Raw genomic sequence first — 14,345 nt, 5'->3', positions numbered from 1 at the left:
ATGAACAGGTTCGCCAAATGGGGACTGACGCTGCCCGCCACGCTGCTGGTCATCCTGGCGCTGGTGGTGCCGGTACTGATCACCATTGCAAGCACGTTCGGCGAGCCGAGGGGCGTATTCTCCACCTACAGCGCCTTCTTCAACAGCGGTTTCCGCACCGGCATACTCTATCGAACACTCCGTATCGCGCTCATGACCACCGCGCTCTCTTTGATCGTCGGCTTCCTGACCGCTTATGTGATCGCCCAGATGCCGGCGCGGCTGAAGTCGATCGCCATCATTGCGGCGGTCTTTCCGTTGCTCACCGGCGTCGTCGTGCGCTCCTTCGCCTGGCTGATCATTCTCGGCAAGAATGGCATCATCAACAATTTGTTGATCTCCCTCGGCATTACGACAGAGCCCCTTTCAATGCTCTATACCGAAGGCTCCGTCATTGTCGCGATGGTCTATCTCTTCGTGCCGTTGATGATCCTCACCCTGACCGGTGTACTCGAAGCCATTCCGCGCGATGTGGTCGAGGCATCCGCTTCGCTCGGAGCCAAGCCGTTTGCGACCTTCCTGCAGGTCATCCTGCCACTTGCCGTTCCGGGCCTGATCGTCGGCGCCGTCCTCGTTTTCACCGGCAGCTTTACTTCCTACGCCACGCCGCAGCTTCTGGGCGGAGAGCGGCAGATGATGATGGGCACCCTGCTCTATCAGCGTGCCATGGTCACGTTCGACTGGGTCGGCGCTTCGACGATTGCGGCAATCATGGTGGTTATCACGATCGCGGTCGTCTCGATCATGAGCCGCATGGCCCGCCGTCTCAATCCGATGACCGTATGATGGAGGCGGTGTGACACCCATGGCAGGCCGCATCCATCCGCTCCTTGGCGCTTTCGCCGCCCTTGTATTCGTCTTTCTTCTGGCTCCGCTCGTCATCATTATCGGTGCCTCGCTCAGCGATACGAGCTACCTCACCTTCCCCCCGCGAGGCCTGACGCTTCGCTGGTTCTCCAATATTTTCGAAATATCGGCCTTTGCGACGACGGCAATCACCAGCCTGCAGGTGGCAATCCTCGGCACCGCGCTGTCTCTGCTCATCGGCATTCCGGCCGCCTATGCATTGTCACGTTATCGCATCGGGCTGCCAAGATGGCTCGGTACTCTGTTCGTCCTGCCGATCCTCGTGCCGGAAATCGTTTTCGGTTTCTCACTGTTGAAGTCGATCACGATCGGGCTCGGCCTGCCGATCTTTGCGAGCCTCGTCCTCGGGCACGCGCTGCTGGTACTGCCCTATTCGGTGCGGGTGGTCGGTGCGAGCCTCGCCTCCTTCGATTTTTCCGTCGAGGAGGCCGCGATCAGTCTCGGTTGTCCACCGCTGAAGACCTTTCTCACGGTCGTCCTGCCGAATATTCGTGCCGGCGTGCTTGCCGCCTTCATCCTCGCCTTCATCACCTCGATCAACGACGTATCGATTTCGGTCTTCCTGACCGGCCCCGGCATTTCCACCCTGCCGATCCAGATTCTCGCCCATATGGAACAGTTCTTCGACCCGACGATCGCCTCGGTCTCCGTCTTGCTGATGCTGGTGACCGTAGGCGTCATGGCCATCGTCGAAATGACGCTCGGCCTCACCTTCCTGACGAAATAACCGATTGGCTTGATCCCGCGTGACCGTATCGCTGACCATCGAAAATCTCTCCGCCCACTATGGCCAGAACCAGGTCCTCGACGACCTGTCGCTCTCCGTCAAAGCCGGCGAGCTCGTCTCGCTGCTCGGCTCCTCCGGCTGCGGCAAGACGACGACGCTGCGGATCGTGGCAGGCTTCCTGCAACCGACATCAGGCCATGTCAGGCTGGGGGACAGGAACCTGACCGCCCTGCCGGCCCATGCCCGCGATATCGGCCTCGTCTTCCAGAATTACGCGCTTTTTCCCCACCTGACGGTGCTGGACAATGTCGCTTTCGGCCTGAAACAGCGCGGCATCAAAAAGCCCGATCGGGTGGCGCGCGCACTGGCGATGCTGGACCGGGTCGGGCTCGGCCCCGTCGCCAAGCGCCTGCCCTCGGCCTTATCTGGCGGACAGAAGCAGCGCGTGGCGCTGGCGCGCGCCCTCGTCATCGAGCCGCCGCTGCTGATGTTCGACGAGCCGCTGTCCAATCTCGATGCAAGGCTGAGGATCGACATGCGCATCGAGATCCGCCAGCTCCAGAAGGCGAACGGCACCACGTCGCTTTACGTCACGCATGATCAGGAGGAGGCATTCTCGATATCCGACCGTGTCGCGATCATGAATGCCGGCCGCATCATGCAGCTGGACACGCCGGAAGTGCTCTACCGAAAGCCGGCCAATGCCTTCGTTGCCGGCTTCGTCGGGTTCGAAAACCTCATTCCGATGAAGGCGATCGCCCGCAACGGCACGGTCGTGACCGCTGAGATGGCAGGTGGAGCGCGGCTGGACCTGTCACAGGATAGTTTCGGCGCGATTGGCGACAGCTTCTTGCTCGCGACCCGCCCTGACGGCCTGATAGTCCGCCAATCGGGCAGCGGCATCCCGGCAATACTCGGCACCCGTACCTATCTCGGCCGGGCCTACCAGTATAGATGCGTGACGGCCGCGGGAGATCTCGCCGCCCATAGTGCATTGTCCGAACCTCTGGAGCCGGGATCGCACACCGTGCTTGTACCCGTGCCCGAGCAGTGCTGCATTCTTTCTGCGAAGGCTTGATGCAATCTGTTCGTGAGTTGATCAACTCAAAGACGCGTCGAAACGGAATATCTCGCTAGGGCTGAACTTGCGTCGCGCAAGCTTCGATTACTATCACCCGCCCGTCTTTGCGAAGATGAAGACATGAGGCCACCCCGCTGGCCTGAGGCCTGCCGGTTTGTCTCATAAGATGGGAGAAAACATGGTCTATGAGTGGGATGCTCGAAAGGCGCGCCGGGCACGGTTCGTCAGGGTCGCTATCGTCTGCCTTGCAGTGACGGTCGCTTTCCTGCCGCTGTCCTACCTCACCCTGGGGTGAAGCTCGGCATCTTTTGCAACCGCCTCCCCTATTTGGGTGACGATTCGCTTAAGTAACTATGCTGTCATGAGGACGGAGTTCTCTTGGAGTTCCGATCTGACTTTCCAGCCTTATAGCCCCTCGTTTCCCTGCGAGGGGCTTTCTTTTTGGCAACAAGGCTCGTAGCCACCGTTGCCAATGCTTGACCCTCCATAATATGCGCATATAGTCTGCGCATATTATGGAGGCATCCATGCCGGTGACATCTCGGAAAGCAGCCAACCTCTCACTGGACAGCGAACTTCTTGCCGAGGCGCGGGCGCTGGATATCAACCTTTCGCGTGCCGCCGAAGATGGCATAGCCCAGGCCGTAAGGACGGAGCGCGAACGCCGCTGGCTCGAGGATAATGCCGGCGCAATAGAGGCGCATAACGACTATGTAGCCAGGCACGGCCTGCCGCTCGCAAAGCACCGGATGTTTTGATGGCGCGTTTCGCGGTGCATGAACTCGGCAGCGGGCTGGTTCTGGATATCCAGAGCAACCTGCTCGACGGACTTCATACAAGGGTGGTCGTACCGCTCATCGCCGAGCATGACATCAAGCGCGCGGCAGAGCGCCTGAACCCTCGCTTTGAAATTGCCGGCACCACATTCGTGATGATGACCGAGTTTTTGGCTGCGGTCCCCGCCGCAGAGCTGGGCGCCATGGTCACAAGCCTTGCCCGCCACGCAGACGAGATCACCGCCGCCACTGATTTCCTCTTCCAAGGCTTCTGAGGCGGTTGCCTCCGCCTTGGCGTGCCGCCAGGTACAAATTCTGCGGCCGCCTATCCCAGCACGAAATGCCGATCGCCGACCGGCTTCATCACCGCCTCAGTGGGTGTCGGATTGGCGTTGACATCAAATTCAATCGGCCGGCGATTACGCTCGACCTTCGGATCGGGAACAGGGATCGCGGAGAGAAGCGCCCGGGTATAGGGATGCTGCGGGTTCTCGAAGATCGCTTCGCAGGGACCGATCTCGACGATGCGACCGCGAAGCATAACCGCCACCCGATGGCAGAGATATCGGATCATCGACAGGTCGTGGGCGATGAACAGATAGGCCAGGCCCAACTCGTCCTGCAGATCCTGAAACAGGTTGACGATCTGCGCCTGGATGGAAACGTCGAGCGCAGTGATCGGCTCGTCAGCAACGATGAAGGCCGGATCAAGCGCGATCCCGCGGGCGATACAAACACGCTGACGCTGGCCGCCGGAGAATTCATGCGGATAGCGGGTCATGAAGGCGGGATCGAGACCCACCTTGCGAAACAAAGCCGCCACCCGGTCATTGCGCTCAGATCTGTTCGCGCCGGAGCCATGCACGATCAGCGGTTCGCCGACGAATTCGCCTACCGTCATCCGCGGATTGAGCGAGGAATATGGATCCTGGAAGATGATCTGCATGTCGCGCCGATAGGGCTTCAACAGTGCCTTGGAGAGGCCGGTAAGGTTTTTCCCCTTGAAGATAATATCTCCGCTGGTCGGCTCCTCCAGTTGCAGCAGGACGCGTCCGGTCGTGCTCTTTCCCGATCCGGATTCGCCAACGAGCCCAAGCGTCTCACCGGGGAAGATCTCGAAACTGACGTTATCGACCGCTTTCAGCGGGGGAACGCCCCCCCCGAACAAACTTTTCCCTCCACCAAAGGACTTGCACAGGCGGTCGACGGTTACGAGGGGGTTTTGCGGCGTCATTTCTATCGTCATGCCGACGCATCCTCCTGCTTCGTCAACTCCTCGCGAAGGTCGTACCAGACGGCCGCCTTGTGGCCCGGCACGCTGCCTTCCACCTGTTTGAGAGGTGGCGTCTCACGCCGGCAGCGCTCGGTGGCAAAGGTGTTACGCGGCGCAAACGGATCGCCGACCGGTTTCTGGGTAAGGTTGGGCGGGTTTCCCGGGATCTGATAAAGGCGCTGCACGCCACGCTTTCCGCCATGCGGAAGAGATTTCAGCAGCCCCCAGGTATAGGCACTGCGCGGATCCTCGAACACCGCATCCACCGGGCCGCGCTCCATGATCCTGCCGCCATACATAACCTGGATCGTATCGGCGAGGCCTGCGACGACGCCCATGTCATGGGTGATCCAGATAACCGTCGTGCCGATCTTCTTCTTCAAGTCGCGCACGAGATCGAGGATCTGTGCCTGCACCGTCACGTCAAGTGCCGTCGTCGCCTCGTCGGCGATCAGCAGTTTCGGATTGCAGGAAATACCGATTGCGATCATCACCCGCTGGCGCATGCCGCCGGAAAACTCGTGTGGATATTGACCGATACGGGCGCGCGCATTGGCGATGCCGACAAGCTCCAACAACTCGACGACACGTTCACGCGCTTGCGCCTTGGACAGATTGAAATGCCGTCGCAGAGGCTCGGCAATCTGCCGTTCGATGGTCAAGACCGGATTGAGCGACGTCATCGGATCCTGAAAGACGAAACCGATTTCTTTCCCGCGCAAATCATAGAGTTCCCGCTGGGGTAGCTTCAGGAGGTCTCGCCCCTTGAAATAGACTTCGCCGCTGACGATACGGCCCGGCGGCCGAGCGATCAGCCCGACCATGGACAGCGCGTGGACGCTCTTGCCCGAGCCGGACTCACCAACGATCCCCAGCGTTTCGCCTTCCTCGATCGTATAGGACACATCGTTGACCGCATGGACGGTGCCGGCGGGCGTATCGAAGACGACGGTGAGATTGCGGATATCGAGAAGCGGTGTCATGGCGTCAGATCTCCGAAAAACCGGTGGGAGACGGCGCAGAAACTCGTGACAATCATCGCGCGGTCCTCAGTTTCGGGTCAAAATAATCGCGGAGCCAGTCGCCGAGCAGGTTGACGCTCAGCACCGTCAGCAGAATGGCGAGGCCGGGGAAGGTGACGATCCACCAGGCGGTCGTGATATAGACACGACCGTCCGCCAGCATCCGGCCCCAGCTCGGGCTTGGCGGCTGCACCCCGAGACCGAGGAAGGAAAGTGCGGCATCCATGATGATGATGCGTGCAAGCTCCAAGGTAGCGATGACCAGAACCGGGGTCATGACATTGGGCAGGAGATGCTTGATCATGATCCGCCATGTGCCGGCGCCGATCGCATGGGCCGAGAGGATGAACTCGCGCTCGCGCAGCGTCAGCACCTGACCGCGGATGATGCGCGCGTAGCGCAGCCAGCTGGTCAGGGCCAGGACGACGACGAGATTCTGGCCCGATGCACCGACGGCGGCAACGACCAGCAATGCAAGCAGCATCAGCGGCAGTGCGAGCTGGATATCGACGATGCGCATCAATATCCGGTCGACGATGCCGCGATAGTAGCCGGCAACGATGCCGAGCAGCGTCCCGACCGCGCCGCCGAGTATCACGGCGCCGGCCGCGATCAGCAGCGTCGTCCGGCTGCCGAAAAGGATCCGCGACAGGACATCGCGACCGAGTTCGTCCGTTCCGAGCGGATGGGCACCGGGTGACAGAAGACCCGTCCAGGTCGGCGCCACCATGCGCGCGGTCAGGCTCGATCGCGTCGGCGAAGGAAGCCCGAGATAGGGTGCGAGGGCCGCACCGGCGATGAAGACCAGGACCAGCAAGAAGCCGAAGAGACCGGCACGGCTTTTAAGGAGAGCAGAGAAGAAAGCTTTCATGACCGCGCCTCAACCTCGACGGATACGGGGATCGAGCACGCCGTAAAGCAGATCGACCAGCAGGTTGACGACAACGAAGATGGAGGCAACGACGGCGACACCCGCCTGAATGACCGGAAAATCCTGCGCCTGGATCGCCTGCACGATGACACGACCGACACCCGGCCAGGCAAAGACGGTCTCGATGACGACAGACCCTCCAAGCAGCTCACCTGCGATGATGCCGATCATCGTGACGACCGGGATCAGGGCATTGCGGGCGATATGCCAGAAGAACACCGTGCGCGGCATCAGACCCTTGGCGCGGGCTGTGCGGACGTAATCCTCGCGCATGATGTCGAGAAGCGATGAGCGCAGCAGACGCGCAATCGAAGCTGAAACGAAGACGGAGAGCGTCAGCCCCGGCAGAACGAAGTTCTCCCAACCTCCCGCGCCTCCGGTCGGCAACCAGCCGAGCTGGACGGAGAAAAGAAGGATCAGCATGATGCCGAGCCAGAAGGTCGGCGTCGCCTGGCCAAGCAGGGCAGCGATCATGACGATCAATTCAGCCACCGTGCCACGCATGAGTGCTGCGATTGCCCCTGCAATCGCGCCGATCAGCGTGCCGAAAAGAAGAGCAAGGCCCGCCAGCGAAGCCGTCGCCGGCATGCGCTCGAGCACAACGTCCAGCGCCGGGCGGACATGCTGGAAAGAGGTGCCAAAATCCCCCTTCATCATGGCGAGCAGGGAGTAGACATATTGTTCCGCCAAAGGCCGGTCGAGGCCGAGCGCAGTGCGCAGCGTCTCGATTTCCTGCGCGCCGGCGCCGACCGGCAGGAGCAAAACGGTCGGGTCACCGAGGATGCGGCTGACGAAGAAGACGATCGTCACGACACCCCAGATGGCGACAACGGCTTCCAGCAGTTTGACGACGAGATAACGTGTCATCGACCACCTTCCGTTTGCGCGCCGGCAAGTGCCGGGATCATCGTTCTGCTCAATATCATGCCTATCTCGCCTGCCAGTTCAACGTCACCCCGGCGCATGCGCCCGTCCGGGCGACGGGAATCATCGTCGCAAGTTTCCAGAAGACCATGGGGAAAGACAGTTACGCCACCCATGAAATTAGATCGTTCTCATTTTCGAAATTGCGGCCATAGAGTGCGTTGGCGACAGTCAATCCAGCCTTGTGAAGGGGAACAGGGACGCCTTGCTTTTCCGCCAGCGCGATGACAGGCACGATGCCGAAGGGCACATCCTCGGTGATGAAGCGCGTGTCGAGTGAAACCGGACCGGGCGGCCCCTTGCGCTTTTCATGAACGGCCGCAGCCATCTCGGCCAGGGTCAGGCCCGGCTCGAAGCCGAAGGTCAGGTGATAGTGATCATAGACCGTCCGCACCTTCACTCCGTAAGCTGTGGCAACTGCCAGCCTTTCAGCGTCCAGCGCCTCGACCATCCGGGCAACCGAAGGCGTGATGCCATCATAGTTGGCCCAGTATTCGGCCTTTTCGATGCGGGTGAAGTTGCAGAGCGCGCTGGCAAGGTGGATGGGCGGATTGAGATTGCTGAGTGCGATGGCGGTAATATCATCGACTTGCGTGAAGCGGTCGCCGAACAGGTCGCGGCAGATGCCGATATCCGACGGGCTTCCGGCGGCAGGGAGCGCAGCGGCTTCGAGCCGCGCGCGAATACCGCCGATTGCGATGCTGTGAGGACCGGAGCGCCGCGACATGAGAGCGGTCGTTGCCCAGGCGATGACGTTGGCGTCCGTACCTCGCGCCTTCGTCTGCTCCTTGAGATAGCGGGCACTCAACGACAATTGGGCACTGACGATGAAGGTCTGGCAGCTTTTGGCATAGGGAACGATCGCATCGATAACGGTCTTGTGGCCATAACCGGGTACGGCAATGATCACCACCTCGGCATGGTCGATCAGGACCTGCGGATCGCTCGCGAGAACTGGACGAAACCGCGTCTCCAGCACGCCGGAAACCTCGATATCCGTACCCGAAAGGCCGGTCGCGCTCTTGCCCGAGGGCGACCACAGAACGGGATCATGGCCTTCCTCGACAAGCCAGGCCGCATAGCCAAGCGCGATGCCGCCACATCCAACAATACCAATGCGCATGCCAGTTCCCCTTGTTTTATTGGCATCCGTGCCGATGTCGGCGCGCGGCGATTGCAGCACGCCGACAGGCTTATCAAATATCCAGGCCGTAGATGTCCCGAGCTGCCTTTGCCGAAATGCGCCCTTCGCGCAGATCTTTGCGCACCAGATCGCGATCACGCTCCTTCGGATCGCCATAGCCGCCGCCAGACGATGCGACCATGGCAACCGTCTGGCCGGCACCCACGATGCCGGCACGGCGCTTCAACGGTGCCACGCCTTCGCCGAGTTCGACATTGGTCGTCGTTCCGTCCTGGCCGCCGAACAGGCCCCAGGGTGCGATCACTGCATTGGTGCCGCCGGCGGAAATGGTTGCGGTGTGATCGAGAACCTTGACCTTGCGGCGCAGCGTCATGCCGCCACGGAACTTGCCCGGCCCACCGGAATCCTGCACCAGTTCATAGCGTTCAACCATCACCGGATGCTCGTATTCGAGTGCTTCGATCGGAATATTGGCGGTATTGGTCGTATGGACCTGCACGCCGTCCAATCCGTCGATATGGGCACGTCCTCCCATCGAGCCGCCGCACATTTCGTTATAGACATAGAAGCGGCCAGTACGGGGATGCGTGCCGCTGAAGGTCAGCAGGCCGCCGCCGGTGCAGGCCGCGCAGACCTCTTCGGGGATCGCCTGCGAAAGTGCAGCGAAAATGAGGTCGACGAGACGCTGGCCGGGATCGGTGCGGCTGTAGACCGCGGCCGGCGCAACGGCATTGAACAGCGAGCCTTCGGGAGCCGTGACGTGAATGGCCCGGTGGAAACCGGAATTGGCCGGAATGTCGGGATCGACAAGCGCCTTCACGGCGAAATAGACCGTGGCGAGCGTTGCCGTCATCACCATGTTGATCGGCGCGCGCACCTGGTCGGGATTGCCGGCAAGATCGAAGAAGATCTCGTCGCCCCTGACCTCGATCTTCACCTTGAGGTCCATGACCTCTTCGACAAGGTTGCTGTCGAACCGGCAGCTATGTTCGTAGATGCCATCGGGGATGCGAGCGATGCCGGCGCGGGTCTTGCGGTCGGCATAGTTCAGCACTTCGACGCCGGCCGCAGCAACAATCTCCTTGCCGTATTTCTGGCAGAGCGCCTGATAGCGCTGCACGCCGAGGCGGTTTGCCGCCATCTGGGCACGGAAGTCATTGATACGCTCATGCCGCACCTGGCAGTTCAGCAGGATGAGATCCATGATGTCCTGCTGCAGCACGCCCTTGCGGTAAAGCCGGATCGGCGGGATGCGCAGGCCTTCCTGGAAGATATGCGCGTGGCCGCGATCGACGAAGTCCGAATGGTGGGCGAGGTTCGTCACCCAGGCAACGATCTCGCCCTCGAAGAAGACGGGTTCGAGAAAGACGATATCGTTCAGGTGGGTGCCGCCGCCGGTGTGAGCGTCGTTGCCGACGAAGACATCGCCCGGCTCAACGGTGGAGAGGTCACAGTTCTTCAGGACGTAGTCGGCGATACCGAGCAGCGAGCCGAGGTGTACGGGGATACGCTCCGCCTGCGCAAGCGTGCGCCCCTCCACGTCGAAGATCACCGTGGAGCAATCCTGCCGCTCCTTGATATTGGCCGAATAGGCCGCACGTACGATGGCCTTGCCCATTTCCTCGACGATCGTCTGAAGGGCGCTGCCGATCACTTCCGTCGTAACGGGGTCGACGGCAGGCAGCTTCGTCTCGGGTGAAACAGTCTGGTTCATGGCGCTTACTCGATGATCAGGTTGAGTTGGGTATCGACGGTCGCCGACTGGTTCGGAAGGATGAGCGTCGTGGAATCCATCTGCTCGACCACAGCCGGGCCGGCAATCACATGACCCGGTCCGAGCAGTGTACGGTCATAAAGCGGGCATGGAGTAAAACCGCCGATCTCCGGCAGATAGACGGTACGCTCACCGACGATCGCAGCCTTCACATCTGTCGTCACCGGCGGATAGGAACTGGTTTCCGCCTTCGGCACATGACCGATTGCCTCGATGCGCAGGGTGATGATCTGGATCGGCTCTTCGGCAGCGATATAGCCGTAAAGCTGCATATGGGCACGTTCGAAACCGGCCTTCATCGCGTCGAGCAGTTCCTCACCCTTCAGGCCTTCGGGGCGCTCAATCGTCAGTTCGTAGCCCTGTCCGCCATAGCGCATGTCGATTGCGAGCGTCAGGCGACGGTCTGCGGCCGGAATCTTTTCCTGCTCAAACCATTCGGCGGCGCGTTCGCCGAGCTGGGCAAAACCATCCTCGATGACCGAGAGCGAGGAAGCCGACAGAGGCGCCATGCGGGTCAGTGAAATATTGGTGCGCAGATCGGACTGGAGAAGGCCGAGCGCGCACATGATGCCCGGATGTTTCGGGATCATCAGGCGCGGAATATCCAGTTCCTTGGCAAGGCGGGCCGCATGGATCGGACCGGCGCCACCGAAGGCGAGCATCGTATAGTCACGCGGATCGTAACCCCGTTCGACGGAGATCACGCGGATCGCCTTGGCCATGTTGGCGGTGACGACGCGAATGATGCCCTGGGCCGCATCCATGATGTCGATGCCGAGATCGGCAGCAAGACGCGCGACGGCGCGCTTGGACGCCGCCGCATCGATTGCCATGCGGCCATTGAGAAGATGAGTCTGGTTCAGCACGCCAAGGACGATATTGGCATCGGTCACCGTCGGCTCCTCGTTGCCGAGGCCGTAGCAGACCGGTCCCGGATTGGCACCGGCACTGCGTGGACCGACCTTCAGGAGGCCGTTGTCGACATAGGCGATAGATCCGCCACCCGCACCAACCGTGTGGATGTCGAGCATCGGCACCTTCAACGGATAGCCGTGGACGACGATGTCGTTGGCCATCTGCGGCTTGCCGCCATCGATCAGCGAAACGTCGCTCGACGTTCCGCCCATATCGAACGTGATCAGGTTGTCGCTGCCGGTCGCCCTGCCGATCTCAAGTGCTGCCGTCACGCCTGCCGCCGGGCCGGAGAGCACGGTGCGGACGGGCTGCTTCTTGGCGGTATCGCAGGAGATGACGCCGCCATTGCTCTGCGTCAGATGCGGCTCGGCATGGACACCCGCAGCTTCCAGGCGCGGCGTCAGCCGATCGAGATAGTTGCGCATGATCGGCCCGAGATAGGCATTGACCACGGTTGTCGAGACACGCTCATACTCACGGAATTCAGGCGCGATCTCATGCGAGACGCTGATGAAAGCGTCCGGAATTTCCTCTTCGACCATCTCGCGGATACGCTTCTCGTGACCCGGCTCGACGAAGGAGAATAGGGTGCAGATGGCAATCGCCTTGATGCCGGCATCCTTCAATTCCTTGACCGCCTGGCGCACGTCGTCTTCGTTCAACGGCACGGCGACGGTGCCGTCGAACAAGACACGCTCGCGCACTTCCTTGCGCATGTCGCGGGCGGCCAGCAGCGGCGGCTTGACGGTCTGCAAGGAATAGAGGTCCGGCCTCTTCTGGCGGCCGATCTCCAGCACATCACGGAAACCGTCTGTGGTGATAAGACCGGAAGCGGCACCGCGCCCCTGAATGAGGGCGTTGGTACCGACCGTGGTGCCGTGACCGAAATAGGCGACCGCATCCGGATGAGCGCCGCCTTCCGGCAGCGACTGCAATCCCTGAACGATACCATTGGCAATGCCTTCGGAAGGATCGGCAGGGGTGGAGGAAACCTTCCAGACGAACATCTCCTGCTTTGTCTCGTCGAAAATGCAGACGTCGGTGAATGTGCCGCCGGAATCGACGCCGATGCGATAACGAGAAACTGCGCTTTGTGCCACGATAATACTAACCACCGCTGGATTGAAATTTGAAACAAGATTGGCGCCAATTTTGGATAGTGTCAACGCATCAAATCGCTGATAGGATAAAAACATGAACCGACCCGAGACAATAGGCCGGCGAGCAAGACAGGAAATGACGATGGCTACGACAACTGAAACGGGCGCCGAAAAAGACACGCGGCCATTGATCGAGCAGATCGAGACCGACATCTATAGTGGCAAACTCGCGCCGGGCATGTGGCTGAAACAGATCGATCTGGAAGAGCGCTACCAATGCGCCAGACTGACGCTGCGCCACGCCTTGGAACAGTTACAATCGCGAAAGATCGTTCAGCGCGTGCCCAACCGAGGCTATTATGTTCCACCGGTGGATCAGGAATACGCCAACAACGTCCGCAGCGCCCGCGCACATGTGGAAAAGTCCATCGTAGACGAGCTAATTGCCAACATAACCGGCGAATCGCTGGCGCGCCTCTCCTACCTGGCAAGCGTCTTTTCCGAGACATTGAAGACAGGCACGCTTTCCGATCAGGACGAAGCCAATCTCGCCTTTCACCGCGAATTGCTGACCTCGTGCAGGAACGCCGTCATGGTCGACATCATCTGGGACCTGCGCCGCCGTGTCCCGCTCGCAGCCCAGCGAGCCAGCAACACCCCGGCCGAACTCGAACGCTCGGCACGCGAGCATTTCGAAATGATCGAGTGCCTGCGCACCCGTGATGCCGAACGGTTGCGCCTGGTGACCGAAAAGCATGTCGGCGTGCGACCCATTCAGAACTGATTTTTAGCCGCGGCGCCAATCGCGAAAAATTTTGGTTTGAAATTGGCGCCATTTCGTGTTCTCATTTTCGCAATAATTCAGGGCCGACTGAAACGGCCCAACGAAATGGGAACAGTTTCGAATGCCTACCGTCACGCTCAACGGAGCGACATTTGTCTATGACGATATCGGCGACAGGGATGCCGAAGTGGTGTTCGCCCTTCACGGCGGCCGCGGGATCGGCGACCGCAAGGGAGAGTTCAACGCCTATAAGACACTCTCCGACAGCTATCGCGTGATTGCCTATGACCAGCGAGGATGCGGCGAAACGAGCCTGACGCCGCCCTACACGTTCGAGCAGCTGGCTGACGATCTGGAAGCCTTTCGCCTGCATTTCTGCGGCGACAGGAAGATCATTCTCCAGGGCGGCTCGTTCGGCGGCATGATCGCCCTGACTTACGCAGTGCGCCATCCCCATGGCCTCTCACGTCTCATCTTGAGAGGCACGGCGCCCAGCCATCACAACGAGGACGACGCTTTCGTGACCTTCAGGGAACGTCTGCACAAGGCACCGAGCGCCTCGATCGGCATGCTGGAAAAGCTGTTTTCCGACACGGTGAAGGACGATATGGAGCTGCGGCTGATCTGGCTTGCGCTTCAGCCTCTCTATTACGAGGACTTCGATCCCGACGCGGCACTTGAACGTACCCGCACCATGCATCTGCACGCAGAGACCCATAATGCGCTGTTCGCCGAGCGCATCTATGACGTTCGCGACAGGCTGAAGGACATCGATGTCCCGACGCTGGTGATCTGCGGTGCCAAGGACTGGATCTGCCCGCTGAACCATTCCCGCTATATCGCCGAACACATTCCGAAGGCCGAACTTCTGGAAGTGCCCGATGCTAATCACGCTGTGCATATCGAAGCCAATGCCATGGTTGTTTCCGCCATCCGCGAATTTCTGGCGCGCACCGCGCCGCAAGATCCACACCATTCACCCCAATAA

Annotated in this window: 14 protein-coding genes; 7 read left to right on the top strand and 7 right to left on the bottom strand. The window is 60.6% G+C overall.

All coding sequences use genetic code 11. From position 1 onward, the window contains the following. The 5 genes from NCHU2750_RS23590 (at window position 1) to NCHU2750_RS23570 (ending at window position 3,765) form a co-directional block, all read left to right on the top strand. Window positions 1–825, top strand: coding sequence for an ABC transporter permease (locus NCHU2750_RS23590; RefSeq protein WP_119944183.1), 825 nt, complete (start codon window positions 1–3; stop codon window positions 823–825). 19 nt (window positions 826–844) lie between these two features. Next, window positions 845–1,633 carry an ABC transporter permease gene (locus NCHU2750_RS23585; protein WP_119944182.1) on the top strand — a complete coding sequence of 263 codons (789 nt, stop codon included), beginning with the start codon at window positions 845–847 and terminating at the stop codon, window positions 1,631–1,633. A gap of 19 nt (window positions 1,634–1,652) precedes the next feature. Further along, complete coding sequence (locus NCHU2750_RS23580; RefSeq protein ID WP_119944181.1) at window positions 1,653–2,711, top strand: ABC transporter ATP-binding protein; 1,059 nt, start codon at window positions 1,653–1,655, stop codon at window positions 2,709–2,711. A gap of 530 nt (window positions 2,712–3,241) precedes the next feature. Beyond that, window positions 3,242–3,472 carry a type II toxin-antitoxin system CcdA family antitoxin gene (locus NCHU2750_RS23575; protein WP_119944180.1) on the top strand — a complete coding sequence of 77 codons (231 nt, stop codon included), beginning with the start codon at window positions 3,242–3,244 and terminating at the stop codon, window positions 3,470–3,472. Further along, entirely contained in the window at window positions 3,472–3,765 is a 294-nt protein-coding gene (locus tag NCHU2750_RS23570; protein WP_119944179.1) for a CcdB family protein, read from the top strand. Before NCHU2750_RS23575 ends, NCHU2750_RS23570 begins: the two co-directional genes overlap by 1 nt. Window positions 3,766–3,815: 50 nt before the next feature. Here the strand turns inward: NCHU2750_RS23570 and NCHU2750_RS23565 are convergent, their stop codons facing one another. The 7 genes from NCHU2750_RS23565 to NCHU2750_RS23535 form a co-directional block, all read right to left on the bottom strand. Continuing rightward, the gene (locus tag NCHU2750_RS23565; protein WP_502703866.1) at window positions 3,816–4,736 is read right to left on the bottom strand and encodes an ABC transporter ATP-binding protein; all 921 of its coding nucleotides are present in this window, start codon (window positions 4,734–4,736) and stop codon (window positions 3,816–3,818) included. Further along, entirely contained in the window at window positions 4,733–5,746 is a 1,014-nt protein-coding gene (locus NCHU2750_RS23560; RefSeq protein WP_119944178.1) for an ABC transporter ATP-binding protein, read from the bottom strand. The genes NCHU2750_RS23565 and NCHU2750_RS23560 overlap by 4 nt, the downstream gene beginning before the upstream one ends. A gap of 52 nt (window positions 5,747–5,798) precedes the next feature. Continuing rightward, window positions 5,799–6,656: an ABC transporter permease gene (locus NCHU2750_RS23555; RefSeq protein WP_119944177.1), complete on the bottom strand. Its 858-nt coding sequence runs from the start codon at window positions 6,654–6,656 to the stop codon at window positions 5,799–5,801. Between the two features lie 9 nt (window positions 6,657–6,665). Next, window positions 6,666–7,583, bottom strand: a complete 918-nt coding sequence (locus NCHU2750_RS23550) for an ABC transporter permease (RefSeq protein WP_119944176.1) — start codon at window positions 7,581–7,583, stop codon at window positions 6,666–6,668. A 160-nt stretch (window positions 7,584–7,743) separates the two neighbouring features. Further along, complete coding sequence (locus tag NCHU2750_RS23545; RefSeq protein WP_162939765.1) at window positions 7,744–8,763, bottom strand: NAD/NADP octopine/nopaline dehydrogenase family protein; 1,020 nt, start codon at window positions 8,761–8,763, stop codon at window positions 7,744–7,746. Between the two features lie 73 nt (window positions 8,764–8,836). Further along, window positions 8,837–10,498 carry a hydantoinase B/oxoprolinase family protein gene (locus tag NCHU2750_RS23540; RefSeq protein WP_119944174.1) on the bottom strand — a complete coding sequence of 554 codons (1,662 nt, stop codon included), beginning with the start codon at window positions 10,496–10,498 and terminating at the stop codon, window positions 8,837–8,839. Between the two features lie 5 nt (window positions 10,499–10,503). Next, window positions 10,504–12,573, bottom strand: coding sequence for a hydantoinase/oxoprolinase family protein (locus NCHU2750_RS23535; RefSeq protein WP_245480455.1), 2,070 nt, complete (start codon window positions 12,571–12,573; stop codon window positions 10,504–10,506). A 142-nt stretch (window positions 12,574–12,715) separates the two neighbouring features. Between NCHU2750_RS23535 and NCHU2750_RS23530 the strand changes: the two genes are divergently transcribed. Beyond that, window positions 12,716–13,357 carry a GntR family transcriptional regulator gene (locus NCHU2750_RS23530; protein ID WP_162939764.1) on the top strand — a complete coding sequence of 214 codons (642 nt, stop codon included), beginning with the start codon at window positions 12,716–12,718 and terminating at the stop codon, window positions 13,355–13,357. A gap of 121 nt (window positions 13,358–13,478) precedes the next feature. Then, the gene (locus tag NCHU2750_RS23525) at window positions 13,479–14,345 is read left to right on the top strand and encodes an alpha/beta fold hydrolase (protein ID WP_119944171.1); all 867 of its coding nucleotides are present in this window, start codon (window positions 13,479–13,481) and stop codon (window positions 14,343–14,345) included.

This window comes from Neorhizobium sp. NCHU2750 (genome assembly GCF_003597675.1).
Taxonomy (GTDB): Bacteria; Pseudomonadota; Alphaproteobacteria; order Rhizobiales; family Rhizobiaceae; genus Neorhizobium.
The sequence above is the reverse complement of the archived record's forward strand: the minus strand, read 5'-3'. Positions and strand labels throughout refer to the sequence as shown.

What these genes read in the sequence shown, in the direction of transcription:
- NCHU2750_RS23555 (WP_119944177.1), bottom strand. Translation starts at nt 6,656, where the DNA reads ATGAAAGCTTTCTTCTCTGCTCTCCTTAAAAGCCGTGCCGGTCTCTTC.
- NCHU2750_RS23525 (WP_119944171.1), top strand. Translation starts at nt 13,479, where the DNA reads ATGCCTACCGTCACGCTCAACGGAGCGACATTTGTCTATGACGATATC.
- NCHU2750_RS23530 (WP_162939764.1), top strand. Translation starts at nt 12,716, where the DNA reads ATGGCTACGACAACTGAAACGGGCGCCGAAAAAGACACGCGGCCATTG.
- NCHU2750_RS23570 (WP_119944179.1), top strand. Translation starts at nt 3,472, where the DNA reads ATGGCGCGTTTCGCGGTGCATGAACTCGGCAGCGGGCTGGTTCTGGAT.
- NCHU2750_RS23565 (WP_502703866.1), bottom strand. Translation starts at nt 4,736, where the DNA reads ATGACGATAGAAATGACGCCGCAAAACCCCCTCGTAACCGTCGACCGC.
- NCHU2750_RS23590 (WP_119944183.1), top strand. Translation starts at nt 1, where the DNA reads ATGAACAGGTTCGCCAAATGGGGACTGACGCTGCCCGCCACGCTGCTG.
- NCHU2750_RS23545 (WP_162939765.1), bottom strand. Translation starts at nt 8,763, where the DNA reads ATGCGCATTGGTATTGTTGGATGTGGCGGCATCGCGCTTGGCTATGCG.
- NCHU2750_RS23560 (WP_119944178.1), bottom strand. Translation starts at nt 5,746, where the DNA reads ATGACACCGCTTCTCGATATCCGCAATCTCACCGTCGTCTTCGATACG.
- NCHU2750_RS23575 (WP_119944180.1), top strand. Translation starts at nt 3,242, where the DNA reads ATGCCGGTGACATCTCGGAAAGCAGCCAACCTCTCACTGGACAGCGAA.
- NCHU2750_RS23550 (WP_119944176.1), bottom strand. Translation starts at nt 7,583, where the DNA reads ATGACACGTTATCTCGTCGTCAAACTGCTGGAAGCCGTTGTCGCCATC.
- NCHU2750_RS23585 (WP_119944182.1), top strand. Translation starts at nt 845, where the DNA reads ATGGCAGGCCGCATCCATCCGCTCCTTGGCGCTTTCGCCGCCCTTGTA.
- NCHU2750_RS23540 (WP_119944174.1), bottom strand. Translation starts at nt 10,498, where the DNA reads ATGAACCAGACTGTTTCACCCGAGACGAAGCTGCCTGCCGTCGACCCC.